Source organism: Flavobacterium sp. TAB 87 (assembly GCF_001529295.1).
Classification (GTDB): domain Bacteria; phylum Bacteroidota; class Bacteroidia; order Flavobacteriales; family Flavobacteriaceae; genus Flavobacterium.
Genome location: NZ_LLWK01000031.1, coordinates 95,684 through 118,105 on the forward strand (window position 1 = coordinate 95,684; position 22,422 = coordinate 118,105).

12 protein-coding genes are annotated in these 22,422 nt (G+C 35.8%); 2 read left to right on the forward strand and 10 right to left on the reverse strand.

Annotation, left to right across the window (positions count from 1 at the left end):
• Window positions 1-13: 13 nt before the first annotated feature.
• The 7 genes from AP058_RS03780 to AP058_RS03810 all read right to left on the reverse strand — a co-directional run bounded on the left by AP058_RS03780 (window position 14) and on the right by AP058_RS03810 (window position 10,752).
• Window positions 14-1,033 carry an isoaspartyl peptidase/L-asparaginase family protein gene (locus AP058_RS03780; protein WP_066307052.1) on the reverse strand — a complete coding sequence of 340 codons (1,020 nt, stop codon included), beginning with the start codon at window positions 1,031-1,033 and terminating at the stop codon, window positions 14-16.
• An 11-nt stretch (window positions 1,034-1,044) separates the two neighbouring features.
• On the reverse strand, window positions 1,045-3,291 hold the full coding sequence (locus AP058_RS03785; protein ID WP_066307053.1) for a GH92 family glycosyl hydrolase: 2,247 nt from the start codon (window positions 3,289-3,291) through the stop codon (window positions 1,045-1,047).
• A 133-nt stretch (window positions 3,292-3,424) separates the two neighbouring features.
• On the reverse strand, window positions 3,425-4,540 hold the full coding sequence (locus AP058_RS03790; RefSeq protein WP_066307054.1) for a family 10 glycosylhydrolase: 1,116 nt from the start codon (window positions 4,538-4,540) through the stop codon (window positions 3,425-3,427).
• An 11-nt stretch (window positions 4,541-4,551) separates the two neighbouring features.
• Window positions 4,552-5,622: a carbohydrate-binding family 9-like protein gene (locus tag AP058_RS03795; RefSeq protein ID WP_066307056.1), complete on the reverse strand. Its 1,071-nt coding sequence runs from the start codon at window positions 5,620-5,622 to the stop codon at window positions 4,552-4,554.
• Between the two features lie 9 nt (window positions 5,623-5,631).
• Entirely contained in the window at window positions 5,632-6,597 is a 966-nt protein-coding gene (locus AP058_RS03800; RefSeq protein WP_066307058.1) for a glycoside hydrolase family 130 protein, read from the reverse strand.
• Window positions 6,598-6,601: 4 nt separating this feature from the next.
• Window positions 6,602-8,479: a sodium:solute symporter family protein gene (locus tag AP058_RS03805; protein ID WP_066307060.1), complete on the reverse strand. Its 1,878-nt coding sequence runs from the start codon at window positions 8,477-8,479 to the stop codon at window positions 6,602-6,604.
• Between the two features lie 17 nt (window positions 8,480-8,496).
• Window positions 8,497-10,752 (reverse strand): GH92 family glycosyl hydrolase, encoded by a 2,256-nt coding sequence (locus tag AP058_RS03810; RefSeq protein WP_066307061.1) that lies wholly within the window; start codon window positions 10,750-10,752, stop codon window positions 8,497-8,499.
• Window positions 10,753-10,977: 225 nt separating this feature from the next.
• Between AP058_RS03810 and AP058_RS03815 the strand changes: the two genes are divergently transcribed.
• Window positions 10,978-12,036 carry a sensor histidine kinase gene (locus AP058_RS03815; RefSeq protein WP_066307063.1) on the forward strand — a complete coding sequence of 353 codons (1,059 nt, stop codon included), beginning with the start codon at window positions 10,978-10,980 and terminating at the stop codon, window positions 12,034-12,036.
• Between the two features lie 51 nt (window positions 12,037-12,087).
• On the forward strand, window positions 12,088-12,819 hold the full coding sequence (locus AP058_RS03820; protein WP_066307064.1) for a LytTR family DNA-binding domain-containing protein: 732 nt from the start codon (window positions 12,088-12,090) through the stop codon (window positions 12,817-12,819).
• Between the two features lie 515 nt (window positions 12,820-13,334).
• Here AP058_RS03820 and AP058_RS03825 read toward each other — a convergent pair.
• The 3 genes from AP058_RS03825 to AP058_RS03835 form a co-directional block, all read right to left on the reverse strand.
• The gene (locus AP058_RS03825) at window positions 13,335-15,248 is read right to left on the reverse strand and encodes a SusD/RagB family nutrient-binding outer membrane lipoprotein (RefSeq protein ID WP_066307066.1); all 1,914 of its coding nucleotides are present in this window, start codon (window positions 15,246-15,248) and stop codon (window positions 13,335-13,337) included.
• Between the two features lie 19 nt (window positions 15,249-15,267).
• Window positions 15,268-18,390: a SusC/RagA family TonB-linked outer membrane protein gene (locus AP058_RS03830; RefSeq protein WP_066307068.1), complete on the reverse strand. Its 3,123-nt coding sequence runs from the start codon at window positions 18,388-18,390 to the stop codon at window positions 15,268-15,270.
• 404 nt (window positions 18,391-18,794) lie between these two features.
• Entirely contained in the window at window positions 18,795-22,136 is a 3,342-nt protein-coding gene (locus AP058_RS03835) for a glycoside hydrolase family 2 TIM barrel-domain containing protein (RefSeq protein ID WP_066307070.1), read from the reverse strand.
• Window positions 22,137-22,422: the final 286 nt, after the last annotated feature.

Genomic DNA, 22,422 nt, shown 5'->3' on the forward strand with positions numbered 1-22,422 from the left:
TCAATTGTTTTTTTTACTCGTCCCAAGACATCTTGAAAGTTGCATCTTCCATTCTATTCCCTTTATCATCATCGCATACGGCATAATTAAATCCCGAGCGTAAACTGTAACCGGCATGTTCCCCATTTTTGTTGATGGCTATAAATCCGACTTGCAGATATTCCATGTCTTTGTGGTTTTTATGTTTATTGTAAATGCGTTCTACAATTTCCTTACAGGCGTCATAAGGTGATTTACCTTGACGCATCAATTCAACAACCATCGCACTTCCCGCAGTACGAATCACTGCTTCACCCAAACCGGTTGCGGCAGCTGCTCCTACTTCATTATCTAAAAATAAACCCGCACCAATAATAGGCGAATCGCCCACACGACCGTGCATTTTCCAAGCCGCGCCACTGGTGGTACAACCGCCAGAAATGTTTCCATCCTTATCAATAACCAGCATCGAAATCGTATCGTGATTTTCCATATTAATGACTGGCTTGTATTTGGATTCTTCCAGCCATTTTTTCCAATCGGCTTCGGCTTCAGCAGTTAGCAAGTTTTCTTCTTTAAAACCTTCTGCTAAAGCAAATTGAAGTGCCCCTTGACCAGTTAACATTACGTGTGGCGTGTTTTGCATTACTTTTTTGGCCACCGAAATTGGATGCATAATTCCTTGTAAAAAAGAAACCGCGCCACAATTACTGTTGTGATCCATAATGCAAGCGTCTAAAGTTACTTTGCCTTCTCTATCCGGAAAGCCCCCGTAACCCACACTTCGAACTTTAGGATCTGCTTCTGGAATTTTTAATCCTTCTTCAATTGCATCTAAAGCAGAGTTTCCTTTCTTTAATTGCTTCCAAGTTTCTTCGTTTGCAGGCAAACCGTGATTCCATGTCGAAATAACTAACGGTTTATTTCCTTTAGTACTTCTTGAACCTACAGGTATTGCGACCGTTTTATCGTTTAAAACGCCACAACTTAAAACCGAGCCAATGCCGATAGTTCCTAAAGCTGCTTTTTTTATAAAATTTCTTCTATCTGACATACAAGCTCTTTTTAGTTATATATTTTTGAAGATGTTGCCATCGTATTGTTGCTTTCTTTATTTGGAGATCTTCCCATGGTAAAAACCAAAGTTCCGCCCTCCATAATCTCTTTATGTGTAATGTAATTTCGATTGATGATTGTTCCGTTTAAGGTAACCGACTGTATATAAATATTCTCTGCATTATTATGCAATGCTTTTACATTAAACTTTTTTCCGTTTTCAAGGTGAACCACGGCAGCATCAACGAGTGGTGAACCAAAAGCATAAATACCTTGCGCTGGATTTACGGGATAAAAACCCAAAGCATTAAAGACATACCATGATGACATTTGTCCGCAATCTTCGTTGCCGCAATGTCCATTTGGTTCGTTTTTATATTGTGTGTCTAAAATCTCACGAACTAATTTTTGCGTTTTCCAAGGTTTTCCAATGTAATCGTACAAATACGCTACGTGATGGCTTGGCTCGTTTCCGTGCGCGTACTGACCAATCATTCCGGTACTAAAAATCGGTAGTTTATCTTCTGGAAGCGGATTTAAACTAAACATCAAATCCAGTTTTTTGTCTAATTTTTCAGCTCCACCTACAATTTCAGTGAGTCCTTCTACATCGTGTTGCACGGACCAAAAATATTGCCAAGCGTTACTTTCGCAGAAATAAGCAGAATATTCTTTCGGCACAAAATCTTTTACGAAAGTTCCATCCGTTAATTTCGGACGCATAAATGTACTCTTAGAATCATAAACATTGCGCCAATTTTCGGAGCGTTTTAAAAACGCATGGTATTCTTCGGTTTTGCCTAAAGCTTGTGCAAATTGTGCAATGCACCAATCGTCATAAGCATATTCTAAAGTCTTAGAAACGGACCAATTTTCGTCCTTTTCATCAACGGGCACGTAACCCAATTGCATATACGTATCAATTTGTCTGGAATGATCCGTGGCACTTTTTATACAAGCCTCGTAAGCCAATTCGGTATCAAAGTTTTTAATTCCTTTAAAATAAGCATCTACAATTACGGGAACGGCGTGGTACCCAATCATCATATTAGTTTCGTTTCCTTGCATCGACCAAACCGGTAATAATCCCGTTTCTTTATAATGCGCCAAAAGCGAATTAATCATATCCGAAACACGATCGGGATGAATAATGGTATACAAAGGATGTGCTGCGCGATAGGTATCCCATAAAGAAAAGGTATCGTATCGATCAAATCCTTTGGCATTCATAGTTTGATCATTTGCTCCTTTATAATTTCCGTCGTGGTCGCTTAATAAAGTGGGCGCCAACATTGACTGATACAACATTGTATAAAAAATCTTCTTCTTAGTCTCATCTGCAATGGTAATGTCTATTTTACTCAGTTGCTTTTCCCATTTGTTTTCGGCTTCGTTCTTCAAAACGTCAAAATCAAAATTGGGAGCTTCTCTGTTTAGCGATTTATAAGCCCCTTCGATACTAGCTGTTGAAATTCCTGTTTTTAAAACCAGTTGTTCGTTTTCTGAAGTGGCGTAGTTTAAAATGATTTTCGTGTTTTTATCCGTAACTGGTGAAGTGGTCTCGGTATCATTTTTGAAAATCTGATAGTCCTTAAACGGTTTTGAAACTTTGATTATAAAATAAACCCGTTGGTCTTTTGCCCATCCTGTCGATTTTCGATAGCCTTCTATTGTAGTATTGTTTACTACTTTTAAATACGTTTCAGTCGGACTGTCCCAATTCAAGGCATAGCCCAAATCGATCTGAACTTGCGTTTTGTCATCTTTAGGAAAAGTATAGCGGTGAACTCCTGTCCTTTCGGTCGCAGTAAGTTCTGCTTTAATGCCATAGTCCAGTAAATCAACTGCATAATAGCCTGGAGATGCCGTTTCTTTCTCGTGTGAAAATCTCGAAAATGGTTTGAAGTTATTGGCTTCTATTCGCTTGGAAAAACGACTGTTGGTTGGCATTATTAAAATATCGTACAAATCGCCGGCACCTGTTCCTGACAAATGCATGTGCGAAAATCCAGAAATAATAGAATCTTGGTAAAAATAACCCGCAATTCTATCCCAACCCGGAATACCAATATCTGGGCTCAATTGCACCATTCCGAAAGGAACTGTTGCTCCAGGATACGTATTTCCTGGACCATCAGTTCCTATAAACGGATTGACAAAACTTATTAATTTAATTTGGTTTACTACGTCTTTGCTTCCTTGACAACTAAGCAAGAAAACTGCGCAAAATAAAGATATAATACCAAATTTTTTCATTACTTTTTATTCTAAATTTTTTAATAATTCTTACATCATGCAAGGCATATTTAAATAAAATGACACTACAAGACTGGAACTCTTGGTCAATTGACAGTCTTGTTATACTGCTTTGTTTGTCAATTGAAATGAATTATTGTTTGAAGCTTTCTTTTGTTTCCTTAATCGCTTTCAAATATTCATCTGTCAACGTCGGACCATCAAAAAATGCTACTCCTTTGGCTCCATTTTCTTTAGCCAAGCGAATTGCCAATTGCAATTCTTCTGCAGATGTAAATGGTGGAATATAAATTCCAGTATTCAATCCAATTTTCTCTGCTTTAACGTCGTTCACGCCTTGTTTCGTTGCAAAGCCGATCCAATCAATTTCTTCATTATAAAAACCGTGGTAAATCATTGGGTACACTTCATCAATGTCCCATTTATCCCAACGTTGACGTACCATGTGGTCTGCCATTTCTGGATAAGGAAAAACTGCTGCAGTTAATTTTTTGTTGTTATCATGTACAATTTTGTATGCATCACTAACTAAATTTCTAATTGCGTTTAAACGGAATTGCTTCCATTCCATGTCAATCGACGTGTTTTTACTATCTCTTGGGTTTTTATGGTGCTCTTTTTCAAAAGCGCTTACACAAGCATCACAATAGCAAAAATCATATTCTGCCATTTCTGTATCTTGTTTTAAGTTGTATTTTGGAAGCAAACCAATTGGCAAGAAAATGTCTGGGAAACGGATGTAGTCTAAATGTACACTTTCGATTCCGTCTACTTTTGCCAATCCTTCTACCAACGATAAAATATGATTTCTAGACTCTGTTCTTGTTGGACACAACCATTGGTAATAATCTACATACGGACGGTTATCAAAACATGATTTTCCATCTTTACTCACCATATACCATTCTGGATGCTTCAAGGCAACTTCATCTCCAGGACGGTTTACTGTCATAATCCAAGCATGTACTTTTAACCCTTCTTTTTTAGCAATAGGAACCAAACGCTCCAGCTCTTTGGGATCAGTTAGCGTATTTATTAAAAGTTCATCAATACCACCTTCTTTGTATTTTTTAAATTCTGCAGTGTACTCTTCATTAGATCTTTCTTTACTAGAAGTGATCCATGTTGCAAATGTAAAGTCAGCACCACTGGTGGCCGTTTCAGAATTATCTCCTTTTTTTTCCTCTTTTTGGTTGCAGGCTGTTAAAACAGCGACTACAGCAACAAGTAATAAACGATTTAATTTCATTAGGTTAAGGTTTATTTCGTGGAGAATGTTCCCACTTCGTTAATAATAAATACTTTAGTAGAGAACGGACTTTTAACTGAAATAGTCCAACCAAAACTGTGGTTCTCTAATACTGGTTTAATTCTTTTTCCTTCTATATGTATCGGTTTTGATGCGATATTTTTAAGTGAAGTTGCCCATGCTTTTTTAGTATCGAAATACTTTTTTTGAGCGCGGTACAATTCAAATAATTTCCATTTTATTTTTTCATCATTGGGAATTTTAAAAGTGTCTTTGGCACCTACTTCTTTCGAAGAAAAATAAACGTAGCCCCAATGTTCGGGTTCATGCATATTAATCACTCCTTGTGGAGACCAAACCCAGTTGTATTCTGGAAGATATTCTCCATTCGAACCTTTTTTTCGATCGTATTTCCCCTCTGTAATTTGGTGATCCCAATTTACTCTAGAAAAATTAACACGCCAAAATGCATCTTTAGGTACATTTTTATGAAAGAAAGCCGTTTTATAAACGCTCCAAGGTATAGCCATTTCTAACACCCAACCTTTATCGGTATCTGTAGGGTCGTTTAACGTCCCATCAATTTTTACAGCTGATTTTAATCCAGTAATTGTCCAATCGTTTAAAGCTACATTCTTTTCTCGGTACGGATTTGTAATAAATAAATCCCAAACCGTATTAATCGCATTTACTTCTAATTCGTAATAATTATGAGTATCACCGGTTGGATCTACGAAAACTTCGAAATCATTGTTGTAAAAAACAATCGCATCACGGTCTTTAATATCTGCCCAAACATGTGGCTCTTCCATCTTGGCTAAAATGTAAAAATAAGTATCGTCCCACATCATCTTTACTTGTGTGTTGTAGGTTGGTTTTTTAACGCCTTCAATATCAATAAAAAGATCCGTCCACTCTACTTTGTTCCAAGAAGCATCTGCATCACTACCGTCAATCTTTATATTTTCGGTGGTGTGATACGCGATGTAACTTTTGGGAACTACGTTACTTTTAGATTGCGCAAAAACACCGATGGAAATGCTCCAAAATAAGACAACTGCATATTTAAACTTCAAACCCATACTTACTTTTTATAGACTATTATCCTTTGTAAACTGAATTACCTCGCTTAATTTTCCGAATGCAATAGCCACCGAAGTATCTGCTGCACCGTAATATACAACTAATTTATCCTCTTTTTCATCATGCAATGCCGCACAAGGAAAAACTACGTTCGGTACATCGCCTGTAGTTTCATAAGAAACCGCTGGGCCCAATAAATACGGTTGTGTTCGGTATTTTACTTTGTCTGGTTGATTTTCATCAAGAAGTGCTGCTCCCATTGCGTAACGGAAACCGTTGCACGTATTGATTACACCATGATAAATCATTAGCCAACCTTCTTTTGTTAAAATAGGAATTGGTCCTGCACCAATTTTGGTACACTGCCAAGCACTATCCACAAAAGGAGTCGCTTTCATTACGCAACGGTGTTCACCCCAATATTTCATATCTGGACTGTAACTGATGTAAATATCTCCGAAAGGCGTATGCCCGTTGTCACTAGGACGACTTAACATCGCAAACTTTCCGTTTATTTTCTGTGGAAATAAAACTCCATTTCTATTGAAAGGAAGAAAGGCATTTTCACACTGAAAAAATTCTTTAAAATCAAATGTATATCCAATTCCGATGGTTGGTCCATGATACCCATTACACCACGTAATCCAGTAACGGTCTTCGATAAAAACTACGCGAGGATCGTACTTATAATCCGATTCGATCATTTCGGTATTTCCTGCTTGCATCACAATCGGATCGTGATTAATGTCCCAATCGATTCCGTTTTTACTAAAACCAGCAAAAATATTCATTTGAACTGCTTTGTTATCACATCTAAACACACCAGCAAAACCATCGCCAAAAGGCACCACTGCACTATTAAAAATACTGTTGGATGATGGAATATCGTAACGGTTTATAATTGGGTTTTCTGTATAACGCCACATTACATCTTGACAATTATCGGGCTTGTCTTGCCATGGAATTGTATTCATGTCTTTAATCTTTATATTTTTTTACTTTATCTAACCAAGTGAATTTTAAAATTACTGTTGTTACCAAAAAAACAGCCAATGCTATCCAAGTTTTTGGATAATCTCTGATCAAGAAATAAATGGGTAATAAAATCATGCTAGATTGCCAAATGACTCCAATCACACAATTTGCCATATCACTTACAAAATCATTGTTTTTAACCACAGTTTGATCGTCTTTGTGCAACGCTTTGTAAACTGGTCCCCAAAAACCCCACGGACGCACATTTTCATAAAATGCTTTTAACGTTTCCATAGAAGTGGGCGGAGTTAATAATGTTCCTAAAAAAGAACCCAATAACGACACTATAAATATAAATGGAAACATATAAATTGCTGGAATTTGTGACACTTCGTACAACCAACTGCCTACTGCGAAACTATCTTTATTATTGTCTAATAAAAATTGAAGCGTTGCGACAAATAGTCCCGAAGTCATTCCCCAAAAATAACCCCAGCCGTTAAAGCGCCACCAAATCCATTTTAAAAAATTTGCTGCCACATAACCACCGTAAAGCGCACTGGTAATCCAGAGCGTTATGGAGTTGATTGAACCTGCAAAAAAGCCCATAATAACACCCAAAATAACAATAGCAAATGAGGCAATATGACTTGCTTTTATATAATGCGTGTCTGTCGCTTCTGGTTTAAAATATTTTTTATATATATCGTTTACAATATACGCCGGTCCTGAATTTACAAAAGCAGAAAACGTTGACATAAATGCCGCCAAAAGTCCTGCTAATAATAATCCTTTAAGACCAACAGGCACATATTCATTAATTACTTTAGGCAAAATAATTTCTAAATCGGCCAAACTCAACGTGCTTGATGCTGCCATTTCGGGTGCCAGATGCACTAATGCCAAAACGACTATACCACCAATTAATAAATAACGCGGAATGAAAAGGACCAAATTGGTAAAACCACTCATATAAGCAGCTTCTTTTACCGATCGTGTCGATAAAATTCGTTGCATGTCATAACTTGGTGTTGGTCCAGCGATACTGGCGAAAAACCCTTTGAAAAGGGACATTCCGATGAAAGCACCAAACATTTTATAACCTTGTGTGTCGATAAGATTGTTAAAAGCTTCGAACTTGCCCGACCACGAACCTTCTAATTGATTTGAAAAAGCAACGTTAGACCATTCTGTAGAAATCACCTCGTGTATTTGAACATCACTTACGGTAAAGAATGCATAGCCTGCGATTAAAACACCTGCGATAACCATGATTCCGTATTGCAAAACTTCAGTCGCGACCACCGAAAACATTCCACCTTTGATGGTGTAAATAGTCGTTAAGAATATGATTATAAGTGCATAATTTTGATCGGAAGTTAGAAACACAGCATCATTGAGCATTAATGTTAAATCCCAAGGCAAAATGATGGTTAAGAATTTACCGACACCTTCAAAAAAGTAAGCAATAAATCCGATGGATGCTACAATAGCAAAAATAGCCACAACTAAATGCGATGCTCTACCCGATTTATCATCTCCAAAACGAGTTAAAATCCATTCTGAACCCGTCATTATATTAGAACGTCTAATCCAAGCAGCCAAGAAAATCATGATAAAAATCTGATTCCATATCGGCCACATCCACATGAACATAAAACTCTTTACGCCATATAAAAAGAGAATTCCGACCATCCACGCTGTCCCAGAAACGTCAAACATTCCCGAACCATTGCTTAATCCTAAATAGTACCATTTGATACTTTTTCCGCCAAGGAAATAAGAATCTAATCCTTGTGAGGCTCTTTTGGAAATCCAAATACCAACTCCTAGGGTTAAGGCGATGTATATCGCTATTATTACAACATCAATTATATCCATGTAGGTGTAGTTTTAAATTATTGTTGCGTGTTTTTCTTAATTCCCCAATTTTTATTTGGCTTATTTCCCATTACAAAATGCAAGGTTCCACCTTTTAAAATGTCTTTATGCGACAAGCTTGTTGCGGTAAAAGTTTTTCCGTTTAGCGTAGCCGATTGTATGTAAAAATTATTATTCGAAACATGTTTAGCTTCAATAACAAACGTTTTATTTTCAGGCAGATTAATAGTTGCTTTTTCAAAAATTGGACTTCCTATTTCGTATTCTCCCGAAGCAGGATTCATAGGATACAAACCTATTGAACTCAACACATACCAAGCACTCATTTGTCCGCAGTCTTCATTTCCGCTCAGACCGTTTGGGGTTGTATTGTACTGCGTATCCATAATTTGGCGTGCCCAATATTGCGTGCGCCAAGGTTGGTCGGCATGATTGAACATGTACGCGATATGGTGACTCGGTTCGTTTCCGTGTGCATATTGACCTATAAGACCTGTAATATCGGCAGAAACATTATTGCCCGTGATTTCAGAACTTTCGGTAAATAATTTTTCTAAACGGCTTGCAAAGATTTCGTTGCCACCATGAATTCTAATTAAATCATCTACTGCATGCGGTACAAACCAGCTATGCTGCCACGCATTACCTTCCGTATAATCAGTTTGTTCTCTGTGGTTCGAATGTTTGGGATCAAAAGGAGCATTCCATGATTTTCCATCCACTGACTTGCCTCTCATGAAACCACTGTCTTTGTCAAAAATCTGTTGGTATGCTTTGGAGCGGTTTAAGAAATACTGATAATCTGCTTCTTTACCCAATTCCTTCGCCATTTGCGCTACACACCAATCATCATACGCATATTCTAACGTAATAGTCACCGACTCATCTAATAAACTGTACGGTATAAAACCATATAATTTGTAGTGTATTAGTCCGCGATCGTCTTGCATCATGGTATTTTTCATTGCTTCAAAAGCTTTCTCTGCATCAAAACCACGAATTCCTTTTCTGTACGCGTCCAAAATAACCGGTATAGAATGGTATCCTGTCATGGTGTTGGTTTCATTGGCGTATAAAGTCCAAACGGGTAATATTTTTTTGGTATCATAATAGGCCAACATAGAGTTTACCATATCAGAAACTCGATCCGGAGCAATTATAGTCAATAAAGGGTGCTCTGCGCGAAAAGTATCCCAAAGTGATAATGTAGAATATGCTGTATAATTTGTGGCAGTTACAATACTGTCGTTCTCTAAACGAAATTGACCATTTTTATCACTAAAAGTCACAGGCGCTAATTGCGCATGGTACATCGCCGTATAAAAAATTGTTTTTAGAGAATCTACTGGTGTCTCTACTACAATGTGAGACAAGGCCGCATTCCATAAACCTTCAGCTGCTTTTTTTGTAGTTTCAAAGGTCTCTTCTGTTGCATCAAAATTGTCTTTGGCATTGGCTACACTTACCGAAGAAAGAGCCACTTTTGCAAGTACCTCATCGCCTTTGGCAGCATCAAAAAATAATTGGGATGCTGTTTTTGCTCCTTTTACAATGTTTTTATTAGCTAATTTTCCGTCTGCGTATAATTTATAATTAAGAATAGGTTTTGAAAATGTAGCTACAAAGAACACTTTTTGATTTTTAGCCCATCCCGTGCTAAATCTAAAACCGCTAATGGTATATTCATCTTCTACTTTTATCGAAGTTTCAACTGCTTTATCCCAGTTGATCGCTGCACCTAGATTGACAATTACAGACTGAGAATCACCTTTTTTAAAGGTATATTTATGGTAAGCCGTTCTTTTTGAAGTAGTCAATTCTACATTAACACTACTGTCTTCTAAAAAAACTTGGTAATAACCAGGCGTTGCTTTTTCATTTTTATGATTGTAAGATGATTTATAAGCAATACTGTCTCTCGACATTGGATTTGCAGATAAATCAAACGCTTTATTGGTTGGCATAAAAATAATATCAGCTAAATCACCAATTCCAGTGCCACTTAAACTTAAATGGCTGAAACCAATCGCCATAGTATCCGAGTAATGGTATCCCGAACACCAGTCCCATTCGCTCACCCCATTTACAGGACTCACTTGTAACATTCCAAAAGGAACAGTCGCGCCAGGATAGGTATGTCCATGTCCGCCTGTACCAATAAAAGGATCAACGAAACTACTTATATTTGTATTGCTATCTACTTGATCTTCTGTTTTCTTAGCACAGCTGATTACTAAAATGGAAGCTAGAATAATTAGGAATTTATTTTTCATGATTATATTTTAATCTGAATTATTAAATGCTTGTTGTTTAAAAAAAATCTGAAAAAATAATGAGATTACTACTTTTTCTCTACTTTTATAAAATGATCCGTTTTCGACTAAAAACAAAATCAAGACCACTTCAATCGTTAAATTTTCATAATTTTAACCAAAATTCAAAGAAATTTAGACGTACGACACGTTAACTCTCCTGAACATCAAAAAAAATATTTTTTAATGAACTATACTTCTAATCGATTGCACAAAATATCGTTTTGGCATCACATTATATTTTGGTCTGTCTATTTTCTTTTCAATACTTTTAGATGGGGTAGTTACTTCGATGATTACGTGTATTCGCTCAAAACAAACCTCTTGGGATTTCCCATTCACGTACTGTTGTGTTATTTCAATATCTATTTTTTGATGCCGCAATTTCTATTCAAAAAGAGATACATTTCTTATGTGATTTTAATGTTATCGGCGATCTTTTTAATGGTGCTCGCCAAGTTTAATCTTACCTACTTTTTAATCAGCAAAAATGTCTGGCCCGAAGGTCCACAAACGATCACTACCTTATCATTAAATTATACAGTTGACATGATGATTGGTGAGTTGTATGTAATTACTTTTATCACCGCCATCAAGGTTACGTTAGACTTTTTGAAGGAACAAAAAAGAGTTGCCGATCTCGAAAAAGCGCAGTTGGAAACCGAGCTATTATTTTTAAAGTCGCAAATATCGCCACACTTTTTTTTCAATACACTCAATAACATCCACTCGTTGGCTTTAGAAAAATCGAGCAAAACTCCAAAAATAATTTTGAGACTTTCCGAATTAATGCGTTACTTGTTGTACGAAACAAAACTGGAGCGACAATCGCTGGAAAACGAAATACTTTGCATTCAAAATTATTTGGATTTAGAAAGAATTCGTCACGATGATTTACTGCAAATTAACATGAGTATTTCCGGAGATATCTTGGACAAGGAAATTGCTCCAATACTGTTACTGACTTTTGTTGAAAATGCCTTTAAGCATGGTGCCAACAAAAATATAGGAATTGTTAATATTGATATTGACTTTACTATACTTGAAAATTTTCTTTACTTTACGATTACAAATCCGTTACCTGCTGTGACAGAAATCAAGAGCTGCTTAGGTGAATCGAGCGGCATTGGTTTAGAGAATGTGAAAAAAAGATTAATGTTAGGCTACAATAAAGAGGACTATGATCTTAAAATAAATACTGAGAATAATAAATTTACAGTTGTTCTAAAAATAAAAGTATGTTAGAACACGCGATTATCTTAATCGAATTAAGCATTCCTTTTTAAATTAACACGTATGAAAATTAAATTTTTAATTATTGATGACGAACCATTAGCTGTTAATGTAATAAAAAATTATTTACAGCAAATTGAAAACTCTGAGATAACAGCCACTTTTAACAATGCCATTGATGCACTCAATTTTTTAAAAGACAATACGGTCGATGTGATTTTTTTGGATATTAATATGCCTGTTTTGGACGGCCTTAACTTTGTAAAAAGTTTAAAAGAACCACCGTTAATTATCATTACAAGTGCCTACACCGAATATGCTTCGGAAAGTTTTGATCTTGATGTGCTTGATTATTTAGTAAAGCCAATCGAGTTTCCAAGGTTTATGAAAGCTTTAAACAAGGTTTACAGCCGATTAGAAATTAATAAAGTACCTACAGATTCAAACAAAACGACCGTAGATATTAATAAAATACGACCGTACTTATTTATTAAAATAGATAAGAAAAAAATGAAAAAAGTGTTTTTAGATGAGCTATTGGTTATTGAATGTTTAAAGGATTATTTAAAAATAAATACAACCAACGGCAAATTTATCATTCACAGTACGTTGTCTGATTTTACGGACTTATTACCTCAAGGAGAATTTATTAGAATACATCGCTCGTACACCATAGCGATTGATAAAATAGATACAGTAGAAGGAAATAGTCTGGAGATAGACGGAATGCGCTACACTATTGGAAGATCGTACCTTGAAGAAGTAAAGGAAACAATTTTAAACAAATCGATCTAAACTTTATAACGCAGCTTTATTTGCATCTATATTTTACAAGCAGAACTAAGTAGTCGAATTAAATAAGTCGGTATAGAATAAAAAAAAAACAGCAAATTATTGCTGTTTTTTTTTGGTTATGAACGTATTTTTTGACTCTCTAATTACCCAAATTATAATTATGGGTCTACAAATTAATATAGATTGCCTTCCTAAGTGATAAAAAATTGTAAAAGTCGGATCACTAAAAAAAGCATAAAGTTTACAATAGTTTACTTTTATTTCAACCAACTAAAAGTGCTTTTTGATCATTTTACTCTTTGAAAACAGCAGGTTGTACCATAAAAAAACACTTGCAAGGTAATAATACAAGTGTTTTAAAAAGTGCGGTTAGAATTTCCCTAAAACGAGAAGAAGTCTTATGAAACGAATTTCATAAAACTTCTTCTACAACCAAATACATAAAAACTTTTAATGGCATTTATTTACCATCATCTAGCACTATGCGCAAAATATAAATAAAAACTAAAACTTATTTATTGTTGTTTCGCCCACCATAAAGGGGTAAAAACACTATCAGCACCTCCTAATTTACTTAGAGCTTGTGCATATCCACCTGGAATATTACTAGAGAAGTCTGAAGGATACTTTTGACGTTGTCCGTAAAACTTAACATTACTAGTCATATAATTACCCGATGTTAATGCTGGCATATCAGTTAATGGTGTTTCAATAGCTGGATTTTCAAAAAATGGTAAACCAAGTCTTCTATGATCACTCCAAGTTTCTAATGGTAACCATGGCGTTTGTGCAATAAACTTCTGAGTAATAATTTTAGTCAAAAGGTCATTTTTTACAGTACCATTTTTGTAAATAGTATTCACAGGATACTTCATATTGTAGGTACCAGGAGTATTAGTATATCCATCTACGTAAGTCATCGCTACTGTCGCAGCTGGTTCTGCAGTATGCGCCCAGCTTACAGAAGTTCCTACTCTACTATAATCTTGTGAAGTTAAATAACTACCCAATTGTCCTGACACATTGTTGTATGCAAAACTGGCAGCAATTCCTTGCTCGTAAGCAGATTGTCCACTCATCGGTACATTCCAACCTCTAACTGCTGCTTCAGCAATTAAGAAATAAGACTCCCATGATGCAAAGAATATTCTTTTATTAGAACTATTTCTATACTTATCAGCTAAACGAGGTAAAGTACCTGTAAAACCATAAATATTGTTCTTAGCTCCTTTTTCGCCCCAATTTCCACCAACATAAGCGTTCCAAGTATAAGCAGCATCAATTTCTTTTACCACATTACTACTACCATCTACTAAAGTTCTTTTGGTAATTTTAGCATTATTGGTCCATGAAGGATATCCATTAAATTCTGGATTAGTATAGTCACCAGGAATTGCATACAAATCGTAGGCACGAGGATCTATACTATTGTGCAATCCGTCAAAGAAAAATCCAGCTGAAGGATCATTTGTCATTGATGTAAAATGCTTGTCAAACTTAAGACCCATATAATTTGCTGGCTTAATGTGTGCAAGTTTTTCTGCAGATAACATACTTGCAGAAGGAACTCCTCCTAAACCAATCATTAAGTTATTAAGCGTTGCAGACACTTCGTGATCCCACCATTCTCTGGTCATTACACCCGTGTAGTCATTGTATCCACCAACTTCTTGAATAGCAAAATTGTCTGTTGCATCTTTGATGTAACCAGCAGCAACTGCAGCTTCAAATTCTTGTTTTGCTTTAGCAGCATCTACTTCAGACAAACGCATAGCCAAACGCATTCTTAGCGAGTTACCGTATTTTTGCCATTTTGCATAATCGTACCCATAAGCTGGATCCAATTTTTTTAATGAATTTTCTGGACTTGCAATCGTAAGATCCAATGCTGCAGTTGCCTCTGTCAATTCTTGCAACATGTAGTAATACACTTCTTTAACATCACTGTATTCTGGATTAGAACCTTGAAAGCCATTAACTGGAATAGGACCAAAGTTATCCGTCATTTCACTCATCATGTAAGCACGCCATATTCTAGCTACTTGCTTAAGATTAGCAGTGTACGGTCTAGCTTTACCAGCTTCCAACTGCTCGTCTGCAATTTTAATACCTGCATTAATGTTTCTTAACCAAGAAGAAACATAATTGTTATAGTACTGGCTAGTCCAGTCATCATTTGAAGAACCCTCAGATAATGTTCCTACTCTAGTCATTCTTCCTGCATCATCCCAGTACAATACAAAAACACGTTCTGCTATGTTCGGGTCTTGCTGTGCTCCACCAATAGAACTATTGATAAAATATTCTATTTGTACCTGATCTGCATTTGCAGCAGTTGGGTCAACGTTAACCTCTTCAAAATTGGAACATGATAGGAAAGTCACTAAGACACCACCCATCAAGCCTATATTTCTTAATATTTTTTTCATAACTAATTTGCTTTAAATTTTAGAAACTTAATGATACGTTCAAGAATACACTACTTGTTGTTGGTGATGATAAATACTCAAAACCTGTTGCATTTGTAGCAGTAGCAAAAACTGATTCTGGATCGATACCGTTCAAGCTACTTTTTATCATCCAAACATTGTTAGCAGATAAACCTATTTTGGCATTTTGAATACCAGTAGTACCTAACCACTCTTTTGGCATTGTATAGTTTACATTAATATTTCTCAATCGAATATTAGTAGCATCGTATATGTTAGCCTCATTAATTCCTAAGTTACCCGTTCTATTTGTAATAGCTTCCCAGTATTTTTGTGGAGTTGTAGGGAATGTGTTTGCAGTAAAGCCACCAGATCCATTACTAACCACACCATCAACTATAATATCATTTCTTTCTCCGTTAATAACAGTAACCGCTGCATTTCCAGATTCTTGCAAAGCATGATTTGATCCTGAAAATATTTCACCACCAAAACGTGCATCAATTAAGAAACCAAAAGAAAAGTTTTTGTAAGCAAATGTGTTAGCGAATCCAACCATTGCGTCAGGTTGTTGACTTCCTAATTTAAATTTCTCACTTGAAGCAGTAGGTAAACCATTACCGTCTACAATAATTTTTCCGAAATCAGCGCTCGCTTTGTCTTCAACTCGTGAGTATCTAGTACCCCAAATTTCACCATAACCACCTCTTTCTACTGCTAATACTGCTAAGTTGTCAAAACCACCTAAACGGAATTGTGTTACATCGTCAGCTAAGCTTTTAATAGTGTTTTTGTTATGCGAATAGTTTAAACTTGCTTCCCAATTGAATCCTTCTGGATTGTGAATTACTTTCCCAACGATCGACAACTCAACACCTTGATTTTGAACATCTCCAGCATTTACTTTCTTAAAGTTGTATCCACTTAATGGATCTAAAGGCAAATCGATCAATTGGTTAGTAGCATTAGACTGGTACCAAGCAAAATCTAATCCTAAACGGTTTTGGAAGAAACGAACTTCTAAACCAAGTTCTTTAGATTTAATCAACTCACTTTTTACGTCAGGATTAAACAATGTTTTGTTTGCTCCTGCAGTAGTATTGTTATTAGCATCGTTACCGATATAATAATAGTTATACAATTGGTACGGATTTAAATCGTTACCCACTGTAGCGTATGAAGCTCTCACTTTACCAAAACTCAACCAATTAGGCAATTCTGCACCTTGTTTAGTTAACATATCTGTAACTACAAACGATGCACTAACTGATGGATAAAAGAAAGATCTGTTTTCTTTACTTAAAGTAGAAGACCAGTCGTTACGTCCTGTAAAATCAAGGAATACAAATCCATCGTAATTAATCTGGAAGGTTCCGTAGATAGAATTTGTTTTTCTTTCGCTTGAACCTTGACCAATAGATGGGCTATTTATTCCGTTATTTAATGAAAACAAGTTTGGCACAACAAGATCTCCAGAACTACCATTAAGGTAATTTGAGCTTCTTGACATTAAGTTTCCACCAAGAGTGGCTGCAGTACCAAATTTACCAACAACATCATCTTTATTAGCAAGTAATAAAAAGCTGTAATTAGTTTCTATGAAAGAGTCTTTACCAAAATTGTAACGACCTGTATTATTTCCTGGGCTACCAGAATACAATTTTCCTTCGTTAGTAGTGTCATAGATATCAGCACCTGCTTTAACTTCAGAACTCAACCAATTTGTGATTTCATATTTCAATGAACCATTTAATAAGAAACGATCTCTTGTGTCTGTGCTTAATCTGTTTTTTGCAGACCAGTATGGGTTTTCAGAATTTTCGGCAACAAACCATCTCATTTTTCCGAATTCATCACTAGCATCTCTAAATTGATTCACATCTATCGATGCTGGCAATTGAGCGATTGTACCAAAAGCATTATTTACGTTACTTCCGTTTAAAGGTCTATTACCAGCCTCCATATTAACGTATTGTACTTTTACATCTGTAGTCCATCTTTTATCTGCACCAAATCTAGAAACCGCTCTGGTCATTAAATTCAATCTCTCTAAAGTTGCTCCCGGAATATTACTGTCATCTTTTAAATAGTTAACTGACGAATAAATTGATGTCCCATCAGAAACTTGTTGTTGGAATGACAAACTATACGTTTGATTGAAACCACCAGTGTAAAAATTACCTATGTTATCATAAGAATTTAATTGCGATTCCTTTCCACTATAGTCTGTAACTGTTTGTCCTGCAATTTTTGGACCCCAGCTTGCGCGAGAATCATTTTTAAAAACACCTTCAGTACCTTGACCAAATGATCTTTGAGTTTCAGGCTCGATAAACAATCTTTCAAATCCTGTAGTTGCAGAAAAAGTAATTCCTAAACCTTTTTTTGATTTACCTGTTTTTGTAGTGATCAAAATAACCCCGTTTCCTGCACGTGAACCGTACAATGCTGCAGCAGAAGCTCCTTTTAAAACGGTCATTGTTTCAATATCGTCTGGGTTTAAATCTCCCAATCCGTTCCCTAAATCCTGTGATGGATTAAAGAAATCATTATTATCTGCTCCTGTAAAGTTATCCATCGGAATTCCGTCAACAACAATAAGTGGCTGGTTATCACCCGTAAGTGAACTGTTACCTCTTAAAACAATTTTCGAAGAACTCGCAGGACCATTACTTCCTTTAATAACTTGTAATCCAGAAATTTTTCCAGATAAAGCATTTGCTACGTTAGTTTCTCTTGCTTCTGTAAGGCTTTCACCTTTAAGCTCTTGTACTGCGTAACCCAATGATTTTCTTTCTCTCTTAATACCAAGTGCCGTTACAACAACTTCAGTTAACTCATTAACATCTTCTACAAGTGTAATGTTAATTGTAGCTCTTCCGTTGATTGGAGCGGCTTGAGATGTGAATCCCAAGTAAGAGAATTCTAAAACAGCATCATTATTTGGAACAGTGATACTATACTGTCCGTCAAAATCAGTTGTAGTTCCGTTTGACGTTCCTTTAACAACAATACTTACGCCTGGCAGCGCACCCTTCGTAGTTGAATCTACCACTAAACCTTTTACAGTCGTTTGGGCATTCATACCATAAGTACATAGAATGGCTAGTACAAATAGTAATCTGATTACTTTTTTTGTCATAATTTGTTATTTGTTTGATTAGTAAGATAAATAAACAAAAACATTATGCCTTATATTAATATTTTCGACTAATGACATATTATAACGGGAGTTGGTTAAAATTTCTTAATTATTATAAAAAATTATCTTAAAAAACGAATACTACAAGTAAAGAGAAGCTTCTGCGTAAATTATGCAACAAAGTCAGATTTGTTTTATAATCGCATTTAACCTTGCAAAAAAAACTTAAAGCATACGCAAAAAACCAGACGTAACTGAACGTATTGCATGCTTATTAAAGTGATTTTATTTCCACTTTTTCTCTAAGCAAAAACAAAAGAGCAATAGCGTTTTTACAAACGTATTGCTCTTTTTATTATTTAAAAAAGAAACTTTTTTAAACTATACTGCTGTACATTATATGCTTACTTCGTTTCTACCTTTAAGTTTGAGTTTGCATATTCTTTAGACAATTCTAGCATTGATTCTTTAGTTCCCTTTTCAAACGGAATTAAATAATACGCGTAATTGTGTTCTCTATCTCCCTTGATTTTGTATTTATCTTGAGGTTGCGCTCCCCAACTGTCATCACCGCCAACTCCTCTTTGTCCAAAATCAATAGACAACTCGACCAAATCGCGCTCTTTAATATCGATAGTATGTTTACTCATATTGATTTTAGGGACCCCGTCTATTCTGTATTTTTCTTCTACTTTGGCCGCAATACCGTAATCTAAACCGTCGGTACTGTCAAAATCTTCCATAGTCATGTGTAAAGCGCTTATTCCTAATCCTTGATTTACATTAGCTGCAACAACCAAAAGTCCGCTGTTTTTTTCATCAGCCAATGCAACCCATCTAACGTTTGTCTTGTATCCGTTTTCTTGCGGTCGTACATAAGGCACATATTGATCACTTACGCTAGATTCGTATAAATCTACAAATGCCGAATGGTATCTGTCTGAATAATTTTCCCAAGGACCGCGACCAAAATAACTCATATTATTGTATTGTTTTGGCAACTGCATGCGCATTCCTAATCGTGGCATATCCGCTTTGTAAGTAGTTGCGTCTAATTTGTTGTCTACTTTTATAATTCCATTTCCGCTAATTTCATAGGTGCTGTAGAATTTTGTGTTTACACCAGGTAATTCGTAAGTAATGTTTAATTCGATTACATTTTCGGCAATCTTTTTAGTAGTCATGTTTACCACTTCAGAAAACAAGGATGCTTTTTTCCATTCGATATTATTCGCATACATTCTGCTTCCCGAATCATTATCTGTTACGGCTCTCCAGAAATTTGGTTTTGGCCCTTTTCCATCTTTTAAAAGTTCATTCCCTTTAAACGTATACGACGTAATTCGTCCTGCTTTTTTATCAAAAGTCACACTCACTGCATCATTGTAAACCACCACATCTTTGTCTGATTTTTTTACTTTTAAAGAAGCACCATTATTTACCACTGTTTGCTCTTTAATATATGACTTGTCGATTTTTATTTGCTCGTGTGCAACTTCAAATCCTTTTGATAAAATTCCCCAGTCCTTTTTAGTAAGCGCAGCTATCTCAACAAAATACTCCGTATTTTTTTTATAGTCAATTCCTTTTAGATCAAGACGTATCAATTTACCAGTGTGCTCTTCTACATCAATTGTTTCAACAGCAATCGTTTTTAAAACTTTACCGTCGGCTTTAATTTTTGCTACAATATCAAAGGCATTTAGATTGGTAAAATCGTATAAATTTTCTAATAAAATGCGCAATTCATTTTGTTGATTAATTCCTTTTGATTTGAAATTGATAAACTCATGCGCTTTTTTAACCTCATAAAGTCCCGGTTGTGGTGTACGGTCTGGAAACACAATTCCGTTGTTCAAAAACGAATTATCCGAAGGCATATTTTCGCCGTAATCACCACCATAAGCATAATAGCGCTCTCCTTTTTCATTTGTTTTCCAGATCGATTGATCTACCCAATCCCAAATAAAACCGCCTTGTAAATTATCATACTGCTCAATAATATCCCAATAGTCTTGAAAGTTACCTGTACTATTTCCCATAGCGTGTGCATATTCACTCGGAATAAATGGGCGATCGGTTTTAGATTTACCTATTTCCTCAAAAGCAGCCGGCGATGGATATTGTGGTACAATAATGTCGGTATTCCAGTCCATATCATAATTAGTTCCGTCATTGTCTTTGTACGGACGCTCATATTGAACCGGTCTTTTAGACTTATCCATTGCTTTAATTGCATTATAACCTGCGTAAAAATTTACGCCGTTCCCTGCCTCGTTGCCCATAGACCAAATAATTACCGAAGGATGATTTTTATCACGAGCGACCATGCGCTCCATACGATCTACGTGCGCTTTTTCCCAACTTGGCTTTTTCGCTAGCGAATGATCTCCGTAGTACATACCATGCGACTCGATATTCGCTTCGTCAACTACATAGATTCCGTTTTCATCACACAATTCGTAAAATCTACTTCCGCGCGGATAATGACTCAACCGAACTGCATTAATATTATTTTCTTTCCACATGCGTATGTCTTTCAGGATTAATTCTTCAGACATTACGTGACCCGTTTCTGGATCTGCTTCTTGTGCATTTACTCCTTTCAGCGTTATACGCTGTCCGTTTACAAGCAACAATCCTTTTTTAATTTCGACACTTCTAAATCCGATTTGACGAGTAGTCGATTCAATTGCTTTTCCTTTTGAATCTAAAACATCGATATTTAAAGTGTATAAATTAGGATGCTCAGCGCTCCAGGCTTTTACGTTTTCGATAGCAGAACTAAAAGATAATTTTGCATTGGCATCATTTTCAATTGCCATTTCCTGCACTCCTTTTTGCAGTACTTTATTTCCGTCAAGAATACTGTAAGCAACTTTTAGTTTTTGCTTTTTTTGCAAATGATTTTTAAGTTCAATATCTAAGCTAAAAAGTCCGTTTTCGTAAGCCTTGTCTAAAGTCGAAACGACTTCAAAATCTTTGATTCTCACCTTTGGTTGCGCATATACATAAACGCTACGTTCAATTCCGCTAATTCTCCAAAAATCTTGACATTCTAAATAACTACCGTCTGTCCATCTAAAAATCTGCAGCGCAATTGTATTTTTTCCTGGTTTGGCCTGTTTAGTAATATTAAATTCAGCTGGCAATTTACTTCCTTGAGAATAGCCAATATATTCTCCATTCAACCAAACAAAACCTCCCGATTTCATTGCACCAAGATGTAGAAAAATTTCTTTTCCGTCCCAATCTTGGGCCAAGTCAAAATCTCTTCGATATGAACCTACCGGATTGTTTTCTTTCGGAACTTTTCCTGGATATTTTGGATACACGCCGTCTAACTCCATATCGCTGGCAATAGGTGCTTTATAATCGGCAAACTCGTATTGATGGTTTACGTAAATCGGAATTCCGTATCCTTCCACTTCCCAATTCGAAGGTACTTTGATGTTGTCCCAACCGTCGATGTTCTCAGAAGGATTCATAAAGGTCAACGAACGTTCTTTAGGAGAAGCTACCCATTTAAATTTCCATTGTCCGTCAAGAACTTGCTTGTATTTAGCTTTTCCATTTGCTGCTTCTGCACTCGAGGTAAAAGAGGTAAATGTGGCGTGACCAGGTTCTTTGTTTTCGCTAATTACGTTTTCGTTTGCAACATAATGCCACACGTCTTTGTTCTGACTTTGGGCATTTAAGCTGAACAAAAATAAAGAGCTACTTACTAAAAGGCTATAGATTTTCATATTCAAAGGGTATAAATTAAGCAATAACAATTATTCGTTTTTCGGTTCAACGCATCTTCAATTTTCTTCTTTCTTCACCAATTCAAACACATCTTATTTTATGTGTACGATAACACTTTTTCTTAAATGAACTATTAAAAAAAGGAAAATTCCGTATAAATTTGTTTTCTTACTCTCAAAATTATTTAAAAGAATACCGATTTCCAAATATATACGGAATTTCAGATTAAACACACTAGTGCCTACCAGTTTTTTAATTTATACTAAAAAATAACATTTTTTTAAA